We start from the raw sequence: 14,849 nt of genomic DNA, 5'->3' as shown, positions 1-14,849 counted from the left end.
GAGCCGCTGCAAACTTCTCGAGGTGGGCGCGCAGTTCGTGGACGCGAACCCCGCTGGACCGATGAGACGGGGCCGGTGACCTCGGTGGACAGCGACCCTGATGCCGCCATTCGCGTTGCCGGGTAGAAGCGGGAGATGCCCTACTCCGTGATCCAAGTTGCTCAGGTGCCGGCGTCTGTTGATGAACATCCGGCGTCGAGCCCGTGGGACCGGCGCCTCAACGACGCGCTCGGCATCACGGCGTTCGGGCTGTACCAAGTCGAGCTGCCGCCTGATGGTGAGACAGTCCCCCATGATCACCGGGACGATGGCGCAGAAGACGCTTACGTACTTGTCGGCGGCTCCGCAGCCCTCTTGGTCGACGGTGATCAGGTTCCGCTACGGACTGGCGATGCAGCAGCAGTGACACCCGAGTCCAGACGATGGATCCGTGCCGGCAGCGATGGCTGCACCATCATCGCCGTGTGCGCGTGACTTAGGCGTAGGAGGATGTGCTCTGCGAGCCGGACGTGGTCCTCGTGCATTGCTGCACTTCTGGCAGCTTCGGGTATCAGCACACTGCTCACCCGCCGCCGGCGGAGCGCCTGAAAGCTCTGACCCGCCCCGCCAAGCCGACGCAAGCGACTCAGCTCTCCTGCAAAAGAGGACCGGGGTGCCTTGTCACCGATCACCGTGGTCCGAGTTGAGGCCTCCCAATTACGGTCGCGCGCTGTCCTATTTCTCGCAATGCCCCGGGCAGGGGGGGGTGCGGAGCACCGGTCGCCCGGTGCTCCGCACCCTGTCCGCTGCGGGCCGCCCGTCAGTGGCGGCGCCGCAGGGTCAGCGCCCCGAGGCCGGCGAGCAGCAGCAGGACCGCCGCCAGTGCCGGGGACGCCGGATTGCCCGCGCCCGTGTACGCCAGGGTGCCGGCGGTGTTCGCCGTCGCCTCTACCCCGGTCGCTGCGGCTGCTGCCGGAGCGGAGGACACGAGGGTCGGGGTCGACCGGACTACGTCGGCCGTAACGACCGGGGCGGTGCCGGTGTCGACGAGCGGCGTGGTGCCGGTGTTCGGGATGGTGCCGACGACCGGGGTCGTACCGGTGTCGGGGATGTTGCCCGTGCCACCGGGCGCGGTTCCGGTGTTCGGCGTCGAGCCCGGGATGGTGCCCGGCGTGGTGCCGGGATCGGTACCCGGGGTGGTGCCTGGCGTGGTGCCGGGGTTGGTGCCCGGGGTGGTGCCGGGGTTGGTGCCCGGGGTGGTGCCGGGGTTGGTGCCCGGGGTGGTGCCCGGGGTGGTGCCGGTGGCCGGGGTCGTGATGCCGTCACCAATGATGCCGATGCCGTTGTCACCGACCGTGATGGGGACGTTCACCACCGGGATGATCTGCGTCCCGGACCCGACACCGCCATCGCCCGAGGTGGTGCCACCCGCAGCCGGAGCGATGCCGGTCGTCGGGGTCGAGCCCGTCGTGCCACCGGTGCTGGTGCCGTCGCCGATGACGCCGATCCCGTTACCGCCGATCGTCACGGGGGCGTCGATGACGGGGATGATCTGCGTGCCGGAACCGATGCCATCCGAACCAGAGGTCGTGCCACCGGCCGCCGGAGCGGTGCCGGTCGACGGGGTCGAGCCGGTCGTCGTGCCGCCGGTGCTGGTGCCGTCTCCGACGACACCGATCCCGTTGCCGCCGACCGTCACCGGGACGTCCACCACCGGAGAGACCTGCGTGCCGGAGCCGATGCCGTCCTCACCCGACGTCGAGCCACCGGCAGCCGGAGCAGTCCCGATCGTGGGAGTCGTGCCCGTCGTGCCACCGGTGCTGGTGCCGTCACCGATGATGCCGATCCCGTTGCCGTCGACCGTGACCGGGATCGAGACGACCGGGGTGACCTGGGTGCCGGAGCCGATGCCGTCTTCGCCCGAGGTCGTCCCACCAGCCGCCGGAGCAGTCCCGGTCGTGGGAGTCGTGCCCGTCGTGCCACCGGTGCTGGTGCCGTCACCGATGATGCCGATCCCGTTGCCGTCGACCGTGACCGGGATCGAGACGACCGGGGTGACCTGGGTGCCGGAGCCGATGCCGTCTTCGCCCGAGGTCGTCCCACCAGCCGCCGGAGCAGTCCCGGTCGTGGGAGTCGTGCCCGTCGTGCCACCGGTGCTGGTGCCGTCACCGATGATGCCGATCCCGTTGCCGTCGACCGTGACCGGGATCGAGACGACCGGGGTGACCTGGGTGCCGGAGCCGATGCCGTCCTCACCCGACGTTGTCCCACCAGCCGTAGGAGCAGTACCGGTCGACGGGGTCGAACCGGTCGTCGAGCCACCGGTGCTCGTGCCGTCACCGACGACACCGATCCCGTTCCCCGTCACCGTGATCGGGACCGAGACGGTCCCGAGCAACTGCGTGCCGGAGATGAGCCCGTCCGCCCCGGAGGTCGAACCGCTCGTCGTGCCACCGGCCGGAGCAGCCGGGGCCGCGGAGGTCCCGATGGCCGATCCGTCCCCGAGCGCGCCGATCCCGTTGCCCGAGACCGTGACGGGGACCGTGACGTCCGGCAGGACCTGGGTGCCCGATAGCACCCCGTCCTCCCCGGAGGTCGAAGCGGTCGTCGTGTCACCGGCCGGAGCTGCCGGAGCCGCCGGAGCCGGAGCCGACCCGGAGGTCGAGCCGGTGGCGGCAGCGTCACCGAGGACACCGACGGCGTCGCCGGTCGCCGTGACCGGCACGTCCACCGCACCAGTGACCTGGGTGCCCGAGAGCACCCCGTCCTCGCCGGACGTCGTCGGCGCCGGAGCCGGAGCAACGGGAGCCGGAGCCGGAGCCGCGGGGGCCGGTGCGGCCACCGCGTCCCCGAGGACACCGACGGCGTTGCCGGTCACCGCGACGGGAGCGCTGACGTCGGGTACGACCTGGGTGCCGGACGCGATGCCGTCGACCCCACTCGTGGCGGGAGCAGGTGCCGGCGCTGCGGGTGCTGGTTCCGCGGGCGCAGGTGCCGCCGGAGCCGGAGCCGGAGCTGCCGGTGCGGCAGCGGTGGATACCGCGTCGCCGACGATGCCGAAGGCGTTGCGGGTGACGGAGACGGGCGCGTCAACGGTCGGCGCGACCTGGGTTCCGGAGACGGTGCCGTCCTCGCCGGTGGTCGTCGCCGCGTTCGCGGCGACGGCTCCACCGAAGGTCAGCCCGCCCACGCAGAGGGCGAAGAAGAGCCCTCGGGAGACGTTCTTGTTCATGGTCGTTCACTCCTGATCGAGATGGATGGTCGACCGCACACAGAGGCGGTCGATGGCGCGTCCTGCCATGACGGGCAGGTGCGCCGATCTCAATCGGGAGCGACGTCGTGGTCACCGACGAGCGATGCCGGGACGGCGTCGTCGGAGACCGAGCCGCGGAGGCCCGCGGCGAGGGGGGAGATTTGGGCCTCGGTGCCGACGGTGCCGAGGATGTTCGCGCCAGCGGAGCTGCCGGAGGTGCTGCCGCCCGTGGTGCCCTCGGTGCCGCCGTCGAAGGGCGTGTGCACCGGTGCGCCGCCGACCGGGAGAATGAGCGCTTCACCGCCGACGGTGATCACGGCGGAACCGTGCGTCGGGGCGGCCGTGGCAGCCGCGGACGCGGCGACGGGACCGAAGACGACGGCGCTGGTGTCGGCGGTGCTGTGGGCCAACGTCGTGGCGTCCTCCGCCTGGACGGCGGGGGCAGGGCCGGCGATGGTGCCGGTGGTGCTGCCGTCGGTGAAGCGGACTGGCGTCCGGTCGCTGACCGGGGCCGTGGTCGCGACGGGCGTCGGGCCGGAGACAGGCTCGGCGCCGGAGCCAGGGACCACCGGGAGCGATGGGACATCGACGCCGGGAAGCGAACCTCCGGGCAGGACCGGGCTGCCGGGCAGAAGCGGACCGGACGGCAGTCCGCCGACGATGTCCGGGACTTGGTCGACGACGGTCGGGACTTCCGCGACGACGCCGGGGACCTGCGTGAGGACGCCGCCAACGGTGCCGAGCGTGTCGTCGACGACGCCGGTGACCGGGGCCGTGACGCCGCCAAGCGTCTCGTCGCCAAGGAGTCCACCGACGACCGGGAGGCTCCCGACCACCCGGTCGACGATGTTGACCACTGCGGTGACGGGGCCACCGTCGGCGACCGTCCCGACGGCCCCGGTTACGGGGTCGAGGACGGTAGCGGCGGTGCTGGTCACCGGGCTGAGCACCGCACTCGCGGTGTCGGTCACCGGGCTGAGGACCACACCGACGGTGTCGGACACCGGACGGGAGGCTCCGCTCACGGCCGCCTTGACGCCGTCGGTGACCGACGTGGTCGGGCGGGCACCGCTCGGGGCGTGCGTACCGGCGGGGGTCGTACTCGGCGTCGCCGGGGCGTGTGCCGCCGGTGCGCTGGTGGTCGGGGCGCTCTGAACCGGTGCGCTCTGGGCCGGGTTCGGGGCGTGCTGGGCCGGAGCCGGCTGACTTGGCGCGGCAGGGCTGGCGGCGACCGGTGCTGCCGGGGCCTGTGCGGGCGCTGCGGGTGCAGGCGCTGTGGGTGCCGGCGCTGCCGGGGCGGGCGCTGCGGGTGCGGGAGCTGCCGGAGCGGGTGCTGCCGGGGCCGGCGCGGGGGGCGCGACCACGGTCCGGACCGGTGCGACGGCGGTGTCGAGCACCTGGCCGACTCCGCTCGACACGCCCTGCACGGCCCCGCCGACGGTCGACGTGACGCCGCCGACAAGCCCGGTGCTGCGCTGCTGCGTGGTGGTCTGAGATCCACTCGTCGACGTCAGCCCGAGGAGCGAGCCATCTGCCGCTGCGGCCGGGCGAGCGCCCAGGAGCAGCGAGAGCAGCACGACCGCTGCAGCGACCCCGGAGCCCAGGAGGGCCCACCGGATCACCGCCCGCAGGGGTGCACGCATCGACGCGTCCATGCGCTCACCTCCTGATCTCGGCTGCGCACGTTGAATGGTTGATCGGCACGGTACCCCTCGACGGCCGAGTGCGCGAGATGTTCTCAAGAAAAAGTCAGGATCGTGAGGGCAGGCGAGGAAAGGCAGCCTGGTGCCACGGGTTGAGCGTGACCCGCCCGCGATGAGCCGGCCAGCCTCGAGGAGCCTCGTCGTCAGCTCGACGCGTCTTGTTCTTGCGCGACGTCATGCCGTGCAAGAACGAGGGTGGTGACATCGTCGTCAGGGCTGCGTTCGGCAACGAGGGCGCGCACTCGAGGAAGAAAGTCGTCCGGAGCAGCCCAGTACATCTCGGCGAGCCGATCAAGCGACGCGAGTGTCCCGTCAAACAGGTCGAGCACGCCGTCGCTGCAGACAACCAGCGCGTCCCCGGGTTGCAGGACCAGGAACCCAGAGGAGCGGCGCATCGCGCCGGGATGCAGCCCGAGTGGGAGGTCCCGTGATCGAAGCAGCCGCACCGGGTGCCCGTGTGCCGAGAGATGCATCGCGATGCCGTGACCGGCATCGCCGAAGTCCACCCACCCCGTGGATGTGTCGAGATGTGCGTGGAACGCGGTGGCGAATGACTCCGCTCGCACGAGCGCTGGCCCGATCTGTCGGTCCGTGGCAGCGATCACATCGGCAGCGGGCAGTTCCAGGTCTTGAGCAAGGAACGCCGCACGAATGGACGCGGCATGCTTGGCCGCCTCCACGCCTTTGCCCATCACATCAGTGAGGGTGATCGCCGCCCCGTTCGTCGTGGGCGTCCAGTCGTAGAAGTCGCCGCTGGCACCACTGAACGGGATCACTTCGGCGCGCAGGTCGTAGCCGGGGAGCTGAAGCGAATCAGGTGTGAGCGTGCTGGCGTCGGTTCCCGAGCCAGCGTCGCTGCCGTCATTGCTGAGGATCCGGCCTGCCCACGTGGCGAGGTCCTGCAGCAGGATGACATCGCTATCGGCCAGGACCCGCGGGTGAGTGTCCATGACACACACCGATCCAACTCGTGTGCCTCGCACACTGACTGGTGCGCCAGCGTAGAAGCGCATTCCGAGCGTCTGCACCACCGGCAGCGTCGCGAACCGGGCATCGGCGCGAGCGTCAGGCACCAAAGTGGGCTCGTCGTGGAGCACGGTTTCCGCGCAGAAACTCCCCCGTGCGGGTATCTCCCGACGACTGGTCGATGTCTGTGGGGTGAGGGTGTGCACGGTGTCGTCGTCGACGAGGTTCAAGAACGCCATCGGCGCTCCAAACACGTCCCGCGCCAGCCGAGCAACGCGGTCGAATCGCTCAACGGGGTCTCCCCCGATGACGTCGAGCTCGTGCACAAGCGTTGCCCGAACCGTCACGCCATCCACACCGCCACTGTAAGCGGCCCGCGACGAGCTCGAGTCACCATGCCGGGCACCATGGCGCTACAAGCGCAGTGCTATCACTGCGCAAGCAGTACGCCCGACCGATGACGGAGGTGCCAACGCCACGGCGGTGTCCGAAGCCTCACTGCTTCACCTTCGGCGATCACGCAGGGATGGACAACTGGTGTCCTCGCGCGCGCGGAGGAGTAAGCGGCGGCGTGGCGTGACGAATCAGGAGCCGCGCCACGCCGCCTTCGCTCCGGTAACCAACCGGTGCGTGACGTTGACGGTAGCAGTTGGACGGAAACGGCACGGTGCGACGTTGCAACCAACCGTCGAGTCGTAGCTGACCGAAATCGTTACCGAAAACGCTTGGCGCTGAGCTTCGGGCTGGCAGGATGAGAGTGCCCCAGGGAGGAATCAGGGTTCTGGGAAGGGAGGGCGGGGGCCTCACCAACCCCCGTTCTCCGTCCCCATCACAAGCACGGTCGCGTACGGGAGTCAGCGGGTCAGGGTCTCGCGCGGACTCTCGCCGTACGTCGCTCGATACAGCGCGCTGAAACGTCCGGGATTGCTGAAACCCCAGGCTGCCGCGACGGCGGTCACTGAATCACCCCGAGTGGGGTCCGCCGACAGCAGAGCCCTTCGGGTGCCGGCAACACGAGCGAGCCGCACGTACTGCATGGGTGACTGGCCACGTTCCCGTTGGAACGCCAGTGACAGCCCTCGTTGCGACAGCCGGGCTGCCGAGGCGATGTCCTGCGACGTGATCGATTCCTGAAGGTGATCGTCGATGTAGGCGATAGCGCGTCGCACCGCGGCACTCGGCATCGCAGCGGAGCGGATCGGCGTTTCGACGAGGCCGAACGCAGTGATCGCGCTGACAACCAGGTACCGGGACGCTTGATCGCGGAGCAGCTCATCGGCGTAGATCTCCGGTGTCTCAAGGACCTGGTGCCGGTATTCCTCAACGGTCCGGCGCCACAACCAGTGCTGCGCGGCATCGAGAGGGCGTACCGCGCCCTCTCGCAGCTGGACATGCTCGACGTCCCACAGCTCGCTCGCGATTTCTTGGAGCAGCCCTGCCGAGAACGAGCATGTCGAGACCGTGGCGTGGTCGATGCTGAACTGTAATCCCTGATCAGGTGGCATCAAGAACGCTTCGCCCTGACCGATCACCTGCTCTGAGCCCCACGGGTTGTACGCGTAGGTGCCTGACTCCACCTGGACGAGCATCACCTCATCAGTGGCATCGAGATCGACCTGCAGCTTGGCGCCGAGCTCCAAATCGGCGATCGTGACGGCATCGCCGCCGACAACCCGCTGACGGTACGACAACGCCCCCGCGGACAGGGCTGCCGTGTACCCAAAGCTCTGACTGATCGCCTGAGCTGCTTCATCAGCGTTCGTCGTCGCAACGTCGACGAAGGTAGGCACGCTCACAGCAGGGGTTCTACCACGAATCGCGCCGAGCATCCCCTTGCCCGGACGCCTTCACGTCCCGCGCCTTGAGCCTGCAACCGTTCGAGAAACGAACAAACTTTCGCCTTGCGAGAGCTTCCCGCTGCTGACAAGATCACCGAAACATCGCTGACGGGGGTCGTCGGAGATCCTCACCAGATCGCCACGGCAGCAGGAACCAACCACTCCTGCCACCGTCGGCGAACAGGGATCAGGAGCAACGATGTCAGGACAGTCCACCGCGCCCGCTTCTCGGCGCACCAAGATCTTCGCCCTCGCAGCCGGCGGTTCTCTCGTCGTCGGTGGGGTTGGATTCACCCTCGCCGCGTGGACGGACACGGAATGGGTGTTCGGCGGGAACGGCGCTGGAGGCGCTGGGGTTGGTACATCCACGTTCGAGGTCGAGCAAAGCGTCGCCGGAGCACCCTTCACGGCCGGATGGACCCAAGCGGAAACGAACCCGGGCCAGGGCATGACCTTCACAGCAGACGCGCTCGCGCTGTCGCCGGGCGAAGCGTCGTACGCTGCGGTGGCGCTCCGCACGGTTTCGGGATCCGTTGCAGGAACGCTTCGCCTCGAGTCCGCGACGCCCGCGGCCGGCATCACGACCGCTGACGCGGACGAGATTCTGTGGGATGCACTGCAGGTTCGCGTCGCTACGACGGCGACGTCAGCATCCTGCAGCGCAGCGACGTTCAACGACCCCGCAGCCGTCATCGCAAGCGGTTCCCTGGGGACGGCAGGGGCTACGGTGACGCAAGCGCTGGCAGCGAATTCGGGATCCGCCCAGGCGTACTGCTTCGAGGTCTCCTTGCCCACCAGTCCTGCCCTGCCAGCGGGCTTCGAACTCGATGCCCTGCAAGGGCGGACTGTGGCACCGGCGTGGGAGTTCACGGCCGAATCAGCGTGACCCAGGTGAACACCGAGCTCGCCTCCACCGCCGCACCGAGGCAAGCACCAGCGAAGCGAACGCTGCACGATGTCGTTCGGACAAGTGTGGTCACCGTCAGCGGCATCATCGGGCTCATCTGCATCGCGTGGTGGGCAGTCGCCACGATTGCTGGCCTGTCACTCATCGTCGTGACGACTGGATCGATGAGTCCCACGATCCCCACAGGAGCTGTCGTCGTCGCTCGCTCCGTGGCAGCGAGTGAGATACAGACGGGACAAGTCGTTACGGTCCCCCGACCCGGCTCCGTGCTGCCCGTCACTCACCGAGTGATCGCCGTCGGCGACGTCCCTTCCGACCGGGAGGCACGCTCGCTGACCCTGCGCGGGGACGCGAACGCCACACCCGATCGCGCCCCCTACGTCGTACGCGACGCGCAACTCACGATCGCCTCAGCGCCCGCCGTCGGTTCAGTCCTCCAGGCCCTCGACAGTCACCTTCTGCGCGGGCTGCTCGTTGCGATGGTCGGAGTCGTGATCATTTGGGCGTTCTGGCCACCACGACGCGGGCCAGACGTAGCATGACCGGTTCACGGCGGATCGGTGTCCTCGCAGGCGGCGCTCTCATGTGCGGTGTGATCGGGATCCTCAGCGCCACGTCTGCTGCCGCGACGGTCTGGCACCCTGCGCCAGAAACAGGGACCCCTGGTGGGCTCACACTCGACACCGACCGCAGCCACCTCGACATCCCCGACCTCGCACCAGGTCAACCTGCGTTCTGGCAGATTCACACCCGCGTCGACCGTGACGGGACCGTGCGACTCGACCTCGACGTCCGGAAGGACGGCGACCTCGTCGCCCACCCCCGCGGCCTTCAAATCGCCGTGACCGCGTGCGATGAGGAATGGCAGGAGATGCGATCCGCTCCTTGGTGCGCCGCCCCCCACCCGATCGTCCGCCCGAGCCCTACCTCGCCGGCCGGGCGCACCGCGCTCACCGTCCCGCATCCCCGTGCGGACGGCGAGACGTTCCTCCTCGTCGAGTTCTCACTTCCTGACACCGCTGCTGCCGCCAGCGACGAAAGCCTCATGGGACTGACCGCGACCGTCGGCATCGGGGTCACCGCAACCACCGACACTGGCTCCCTTCCAGGCTCTCTAACGCCGGACAACAACGGTGCGGAGCGTCCAGCGGTCTCATCGACGCGTCCTGCTCCGTCCGTCCTGGCATGGACCGGCACTGGGGTCGTCGTGCCGTGCCTGATCGGTGTGGCCCTGATCATCACCGGATTCACGTTGCGACAACGACGGTTCCGGGGCGCATCATGATCGGCGCACGCTCCTGGCGGCAGCGTGTATCCGGTCGGGGAGCTCGAGGGATCGCCGTTGTTGCCACCGTCGCAGTGCTGGCGATCGTTCTCCCTGGAGTCACATCGACCACCGCGTCGTGGAATGACCAGGAGTGGACGCACGGCGACATCGGCACCTCGGCATTCCGATGCGGATCCGACTCCGATTACACGACGCAGTCGTCAAGCCGCTTCGTCAGCGGCACGCTCACCGGCGTCGACCTCGACACCGTCGCCGGCGTGCACGGCCTCGACGTGACCAAGCCCAGCACCAGCAGCGCGACCGTGGATCCGGTGACCGCTCCGGAGATCACCAGCACCCCGACCGTCGCCGCGTTCGGGAACCCGTTGAACGTCGACGTCCTCGGCGATGTCCTCGGACTCGATCTCACCGGGCTCGGCGTCGGTCTCCCCGCCGGCTCCGCCGGCGCGGTGAACCAATACGCGAAGGCCACTGCCACGGGCCAATCGGTGGCAGCCTCCGGCCTCGTCAACGATTCTGGCGGTGTCCTTGTCACCGACTCGACGCCTCCCGACCGTCTTCCAGAGCCGGCATCGCTGACCCTGAGCCAGGCACTCCCCGCACTGAGCGGAGTCAGCGACGTCGGCCTCGAGGTCGGCGCCGTCGCATCAAGCGCAGAGCTCGACGGCTGCGCCCTGCTGCGGGACGCAATTTGGGGCGGCGCAAGCACCAACGTGACGGGAAGCAGCCCCGCCGGCTCCGCTGATGCCATGACGGTCAGCTCCGTCTCGCGAGCCGCGGCTCTCCCCGCAGGTGTGCATCTCGTCCGGGACTACGGGGTCGCTGGTCTGGGGCTGCGCGTCGAGAGTCCTCTCGTCGGATCGCTCGTCAGCAGTGTCGACACCACGGTGACGACCCTGCAGAGCTCTATCGCACAACTCTCCGGCACGAACGGGCTCCTCTCCCAGGCCCTTCAGCAGAACATCGTCGGAGCGCTCACCAACGGGCTTCGCTTGGGCACCGTCTCCGGCACCGTCACTGTCGATGGAGCCGACGTCGCCGGAGCGGTCCGCCCTCTCCTCACCGAGACCCTCACGGACGGGACCGTCAGCGTCGAATTGTCCTCAGGCAAGATCCGCGTCGACCTTGCCCACTTGCTCGGGGACAGCGACAGCGGCCTCAACGGTCTCCCCCCGAACACCGAACTCGTCATCAACGCAGCGGTCCTCGACGGCATCTCCACCCGCGTCGGCACACTCCTCGACGCCTGGACAGGCCGCGTGACCACAGCACTCATCACCGCCCTCAACACGCTTCAGGTTCGCGTCGCCCTCGACGTCGACCTCAACCTCATCACCGCGCCACTGGTGCAACTCAACATCCGCATGAACAGCGGAGTCGAAGCCATCATCAACCGCCAGTCCAACCTGACCGTGGGCACCACCCTGCTCGGGCTGAACCTCGGCCTGCTCACCGGCGTCGTCAGCGCACTGGTATCCGGACTCCTCACCAGCCTTCCCACCGTCATCGTCTCCACATTGACCTCGACACTCTTCACGACGGTCAGTTCGCTCGGCAGCACCATCGCCGCTGCCGCTCGGCCACTTCTCGGCGCGATCGGCAGCGTCACCGACCGCCTCCCGAGCCTGCTTTCCATCACGGTCAACGCGCACGACGACAAACCCGGAACTCGGAATGGAACAGCTGTACGAAGCGGTGCCTACACCGTCACAGCGCTCCGCATTCGCCTCCTCAGCGCGCTGCTCCCCACCGGCACAGCGGGCATCGACCTCGCGAAGTCAACCGTGGGCCCGGCCGTGATAGACCTCCGCCGGACGAGCACATCACCCTCTTAACGACGCGAATTCTGCTCTCAAGTCGACCACCGGCGATGGTGGCAACGTGATGACCACGTCCACAAGCCGGCCGCTTGTCACTGGTGCGGTGAACATCGCCGGGACGCACACCCAGGCCGCACCTCCGGCCAGGAAGAGGGACACATGTCACCTGCAGATTGCGACCGATAGCGCCGGATTGCCTTTTCGCAATCGCGCTCGCACGCGAACTCGTCATCTCCACCCGCGAGGTCACCCGAAGATCCCTGACCCTGCGGATGAAGCACTCGGCAAATCGTCCCCTACACGGCCCGCGCGGGTCATATCCGACAAACACATATACATCGGCATTGCCAGTCGGGGCTGCGAGGCTCGGCCGCGTCTAGAAGGCGCGGATGCCGAAGCGGCGGGTGACGGTTCGGAAGTCGGGATCCTCGAGCGTGATCGCCTCACTGCTGGTGACCGTGAGGTGGCTGTCGGTTCGGTCGAGCCACAGCGCGCGGCACCAGGATCCGCCGTGCTTGCTACCGAAGTGGATGCCGAGCGGACGTGAGCCGTCGTCGAGGCGTGCGTCATGCACGATGTCGGCAACTGCGGTGGTGAGCGCGCGGTCGTCTCCGCGAAGCGCGGCGGTGGTGAACGCCGCGTAGCCGCCCACCAGGAGGTGCGTTCGAAGGCTCGACTCCAGCGCACTGATTGAGTCCGGGTGCTCAATATCGACAAGCCACCCCTCCGCCGGGTGCTCAATCACCAGTGTCGTGCGGTCGTCGCGCCATGACCGGGGCAGGGTGCCGGTCTGCATGAAGGCGCGTTCCTCCCAGTCCGCGGCAACGTCCGCAAGGAACTCCTCGAGCGTCAAACCAAGGGCTGCCGCGTCGGTTTCGAGGGCGCTGCCGGTCCCAAGCGGCAGCTTGAATCCCGCGAGGACCTCCGCGAACGCGCCCGATCGGGAGTCAGCTGTGTAGAGGGTTGCGGTGTCAACGGAGTCGTACCGGCCCCAACTGGAGCGTTCCGTTTGGTGTGATCCGGCGTCCCGTCGGGTTGGCGCGGAGATGGGGGCGTAGGTGTTCTTCGCGATTCGATACCCGATGTCGCCAGCTGATGGGAGGAGGCGCAAGCCTGTGGTGGTGCAGGTCCGGGGAGCGCGGACGCTCACGCGTCGACAGTGCCGTCGATGAAGGACTGGGCGGCGCGGCCGAGTTGAGCGGCGTCGTCATCGCGGATCGCAGTGAGCGGGGTGCGCTCTCCGAGGAAAGGGTTCGCGCCGATGAACCACGCGCGGGCGACGTGTGCACCCTCGTGTTCGGCGACGACGCTCCACGTTCGAGACATCAGGCGGAGACGGCGCTCGAAGTCAGCGCCGGGACGTGGGCCATCGTCCTTGCCCCACTTGATCGGGAGCTTCCGGTCCTTGCTTCCGGTGGCCGCAGCTACCAGCGTCGGTCCGAGAGCACCATTGAGCTCGCGAACGAGCTCATGGATGTCGAGCCGAGTCACCCGCCCGTGCTGAACCTCCGCTGCAACCGTCATGCCACCAGTTTTACACCCAACTGATCGGTTCGGCCAGCTCCGACTCATGAGTGACGAGCAGTGCGCCAGGCTGATCCCCGCTCCTACCCGCCGGTAACAGCCCAACGCTGCCACCGATGACACGGAGCGGCGAGTGTCTAGTCCGAAGGGCGGGATTTCCGACTGATGCACGCGTCAGTCATCGGCTTGCCCGCCTGCTCCGATTTGTTCGCCTCTATCACCTTCAAGTTCAGGCCTCGGTGTTGTTTTGGGGTATACCCCAGTGCGACAGTGCTCAGGCGCCCATGCCGTGTTGCTCTGGAGTGGTATCGCGCTCCTCTGCAACAGATGTGCGCAAGCGTCTAGACCCGTTGCAGCAGCAGCAACATCGGGAACCGACCAAGATGCAGGTGAGCACCAAACCGACAGGGACTCGACTTCGAATCGCTCCCGTAAGACCGGCCAGGGTGGTCCGTGCCACTGCTCTTCGGGTGAGTATGGGGTGGGCCGCCCTGGCCGCAGCAAGACTCTGGAGGCAGCTCGATCGGGCCTCCTGTGCGGCGAGGGCGCCTGCCACTGGTTCGGGTCTAGGGCAGGCACCCTCGCGCTGCGACGCCGTCGAGCTCCAAACGATCCTCTCGACGAGGCCAGCCCGGTAACAGGGGGTCGAGCTCCCGCGGCCCGCGGTGCAGCGAAGGCGAGATTACGTCACCCTTTCTCGGGGCGCCAGGGTCCATGCAGTCGGGTAGCTTCCGCGAACACCTTGGTTATTCGTCTACGGGCGCTGCAGCCTGCGCTTGATGCCGGTACAAGGTCGCCCGCGACCACCCCACCAACTCCGCGGCATCCGCGGCAGTGTGGCCAGCGGCTCGTGCTTCGTTCACGATCGCGAGCTTCCGAGCGATGATCTTCGGATCCGACGGCGGACGCCCGAACCGGGTCCCTGACTCCCGCGCTGCAGCGATGCCGGCGGTGACCCGTTCGACGATGAGCTCGCGTTCGTACTCCGCCAGGGTCGCCATTAGGTTCAACATCAGCCGACCCGTCGACGTCGCCGGGTCGATCCCGTCCGACACCGACCGGACACCGATGCCCCGCTCCCCCAACATCGCCACCGTGCTCAATACGTCGACGAGCGATCGGCCGAGCCGATCAACCCGCCACACCACGACCGTGTCGCCGGCAGCGGCGTGCTCGAGCAGCCGGCCCATCCCAGGACGAGCAGCAGCTTCCTTTCGGCCCGAAGTGACATCAGCGAAGATGTCCCGCTCCTGCACCCCCGCCGCGACCAACGCATCAACTTGCAGTGTCGCGTCCTGTGCTCCAGTGCTGATACGCGTATACCCGAGCAGTCTCACCATGCAAGTGTCTCAGAAAACCCTATGACCACCCGCTGAAGCACCAACCGCGTCGAGACGACTTTTCGAGACAATCCAGACGCGCAGAAACACTGGACTCGCTCGAGCCGCCAACTGTCTCACGACTGCGTCTCAAAAACCTATAGTTTTCCGAGGCGGACCGGAGTTTAGCGGCGCTCGGACTCACGGCGGTGATGCAGGGACCAGCTAAAGCCAACGGTTACCTGCCGGCCC

General features: G+C 68.1%; 12 protein-coding genes. 5 read left to right on the top strand and 7 right to left on the bottom strand.

Going from position 1 to position 14,849, the window contains the following annotated elements; genetic code table 11:
- The first annotated feature begins 135 nt into the window (after window positions 1-135).
- Window positions 136-474 (top strand): cupin domain-containing protein, encoded by a 339-nt coding sequence (locus tag DEJ18_RS01180; RefSeq protein ID WP_111211398.1) that lies wholly within the window; start codon window positions 136-138, stop codon window positions 472-474.
- Between the two features lie 325 nt (window positions 475-799).
- On the opposite strand, the gene DEJ18_RS01175 is transcribed toward DEJ18_RS01180, so the two are convergent.
- The 4 genes from DEJ18_RS01175 to DEJ18_RS01160 all read right to left on the bottom strand — a co-directional run bounded on the left by DEJ18_RS01175 (window position 800) and on the right by DEJ18_RS01160 (window position 7,697).
- Window positions 800-3,211 (bottom strand): hypothetical protein, encoded by a 2,412-nt coding sequence (locus DEJ18_RS01175; protein WP_284178053.1) that lies wholly within the window; start codon window positions 3,209-3,211, stop codon window positions 800-802.
- A gap of 89 nt (window positions 3,212-3,300) precedes the next feature.
- Window positions 3,301-4,887, bottom strand: coding sequence for a hypothetical protein (locus DEJ18_RS01170; RefSeq protein WP_181434273.1), 1,587 nt, complete (start codon window positions 4,885-4,887; stop codon window positions 3,301-3,303).
- Window positions 4,888-5,078: 191 nt separating this feature from the next.
- Entirely contained in the window at window positions 5,079-6,257 is a 1,179-nt protein-coding gene (locus tag DEJ18_RS01165; protein ID WP_111211395.1) for a SpoIIE family protein phosphatase, read from the bottom strand.
- A 498-nt stretch (window positions 6,258-6,755) separates the two neighbouring features.
- Window positions 6,756-7,697, bottom strand: coding sequence for an AraC family transcriptional regulator (locus DEJ18_RS01160; RefSeq protein WP_181434272.1), 942 nt, complete (start codon window positions 7,695-7,697; stop codon window positions 6,756-6,758).
- Between the two features lie 241 nt (window positions 7,698-7,938).
- On the opposite strand from DEJ18_RS01160, the gene DEJ18_RS01155 reads away from it, so the two are divergent.
- Genes DEJ18_RS01155 through DEJ18_RS01145 form a run of 4 tightly spaced genes read left to right on the top strand, consistent with a single transcriptional unit; the run spans window position 7,939 to window position 11,769 of the window.
- Entirely contained in the window at window positions 7,939-8,625 is a 687-nt protein-coding gene (locus tag DEJ18_RS01155; protein WP_111211393.1) for an acyl-CoA dehydrogenase, read from the top strand.
- Window positions 8,598-9,188: a signal peptidase I gene (locus tag DEJ18_RS15945; protein WP_502866251.1), complete on the top strand. Its 591-nt coding sequence runs from the start codon at window positions 8,598-8,600 to the stop codon at window positions 9,186-9,188. Before DEJ18_RS01155 ends, DEJ18_RS15945 begins: the two co-directional genes overlap by 28 nt.
- 50 nt (window positions 9,189-9,238) lie before the next feature.
- On the top strand, window positions 9,239-9,931 hold the full coding sequence (locus tag DEJ18_RS01150; RefSeq protein ID WP_181434270.1) for a hypothetical protein: 693 nt from the start codon (window positions 9,239-9,241) through the stop codon (window positions 9,929-9,931).
- Window positions 9,928-11,769 carry a choice-of-anchor G family protein gene (locus tag DEJ18_RS01145; protein WP_181434269.1) on the top strand — a complete coding sequence of 614 codons (1,842 nt, stop codon included), beginning with the start codon at window positions 9,928-9,930 and terminating at the stop codon, window positions 11,767-11,769. Before DEJ18_RS01150 ends, DEJ18_RS01145 begins: the two co-directional genes overlap by 4 nt.
- Before the next feature lie 361 nt (window positions 11,770-12,130).
- On the opposite strand, the gene DEJ18_RS01140 is transcribed toward DEJ18_RS01145, so the two are convergent.
- The 3 genes from DEJ18_RS01140 to DEJ18_RS01130 form a co-directional block, all read right to left on the bottom strand.
- The gene (locus DEJ18_RS01140) at window positions 12,131-12,904 is read right to left on the bottom strand and encodes an RES domain-containing protein (RefSeq protein ID WP_111211390.1); all 774 of its coding nucleotides are present in this window, start codon (window positions 12,902-12,904) and stop codon (window positions 12,131-12,133) included.
- Window positions 12,901-13,278: a hypothetical protein gene (locus DEJ18_RS01135; RefSeq protein WP_111211389.1), complete on the bottom strand. Its 378-nt coding sequence runs from the start codon at window positions 13,276-13,278 to the stop codon at window positions 12,901-12,903. Before DEJ18_RS01135 ends, DEJ18_RS01140 begins: the two co-directional genes overlap by 4 nt.
- Before the next feature lie 746 nt (window positions 13,279-14,024).
- Entirely contained in the window at window positions 14,025-14,618 is a 594-nt protein-coding gene (locus DEJ18_RS01130) for a recombinase family protein (RefSeq protein WP_220034354.1), read from the bottom strand.
- Window positions 14,619-14,849: the final 231 nt, after the last annotated feature.

Source organism: Curtobacterium sp. MCSS17_015 (genome assembly GCF_003234265.2).
Taxonomy (GTDB): domain Bacteria; phylum Actinomycetota; class Actinomycetes; order Actinomycetales; family Microbacteriaceae; genus Curtobacterium.
Note: the sequence above shows the minus strand (reverse complement) of the source record. Positions and strands in the feature narration are given on the sequence as shown.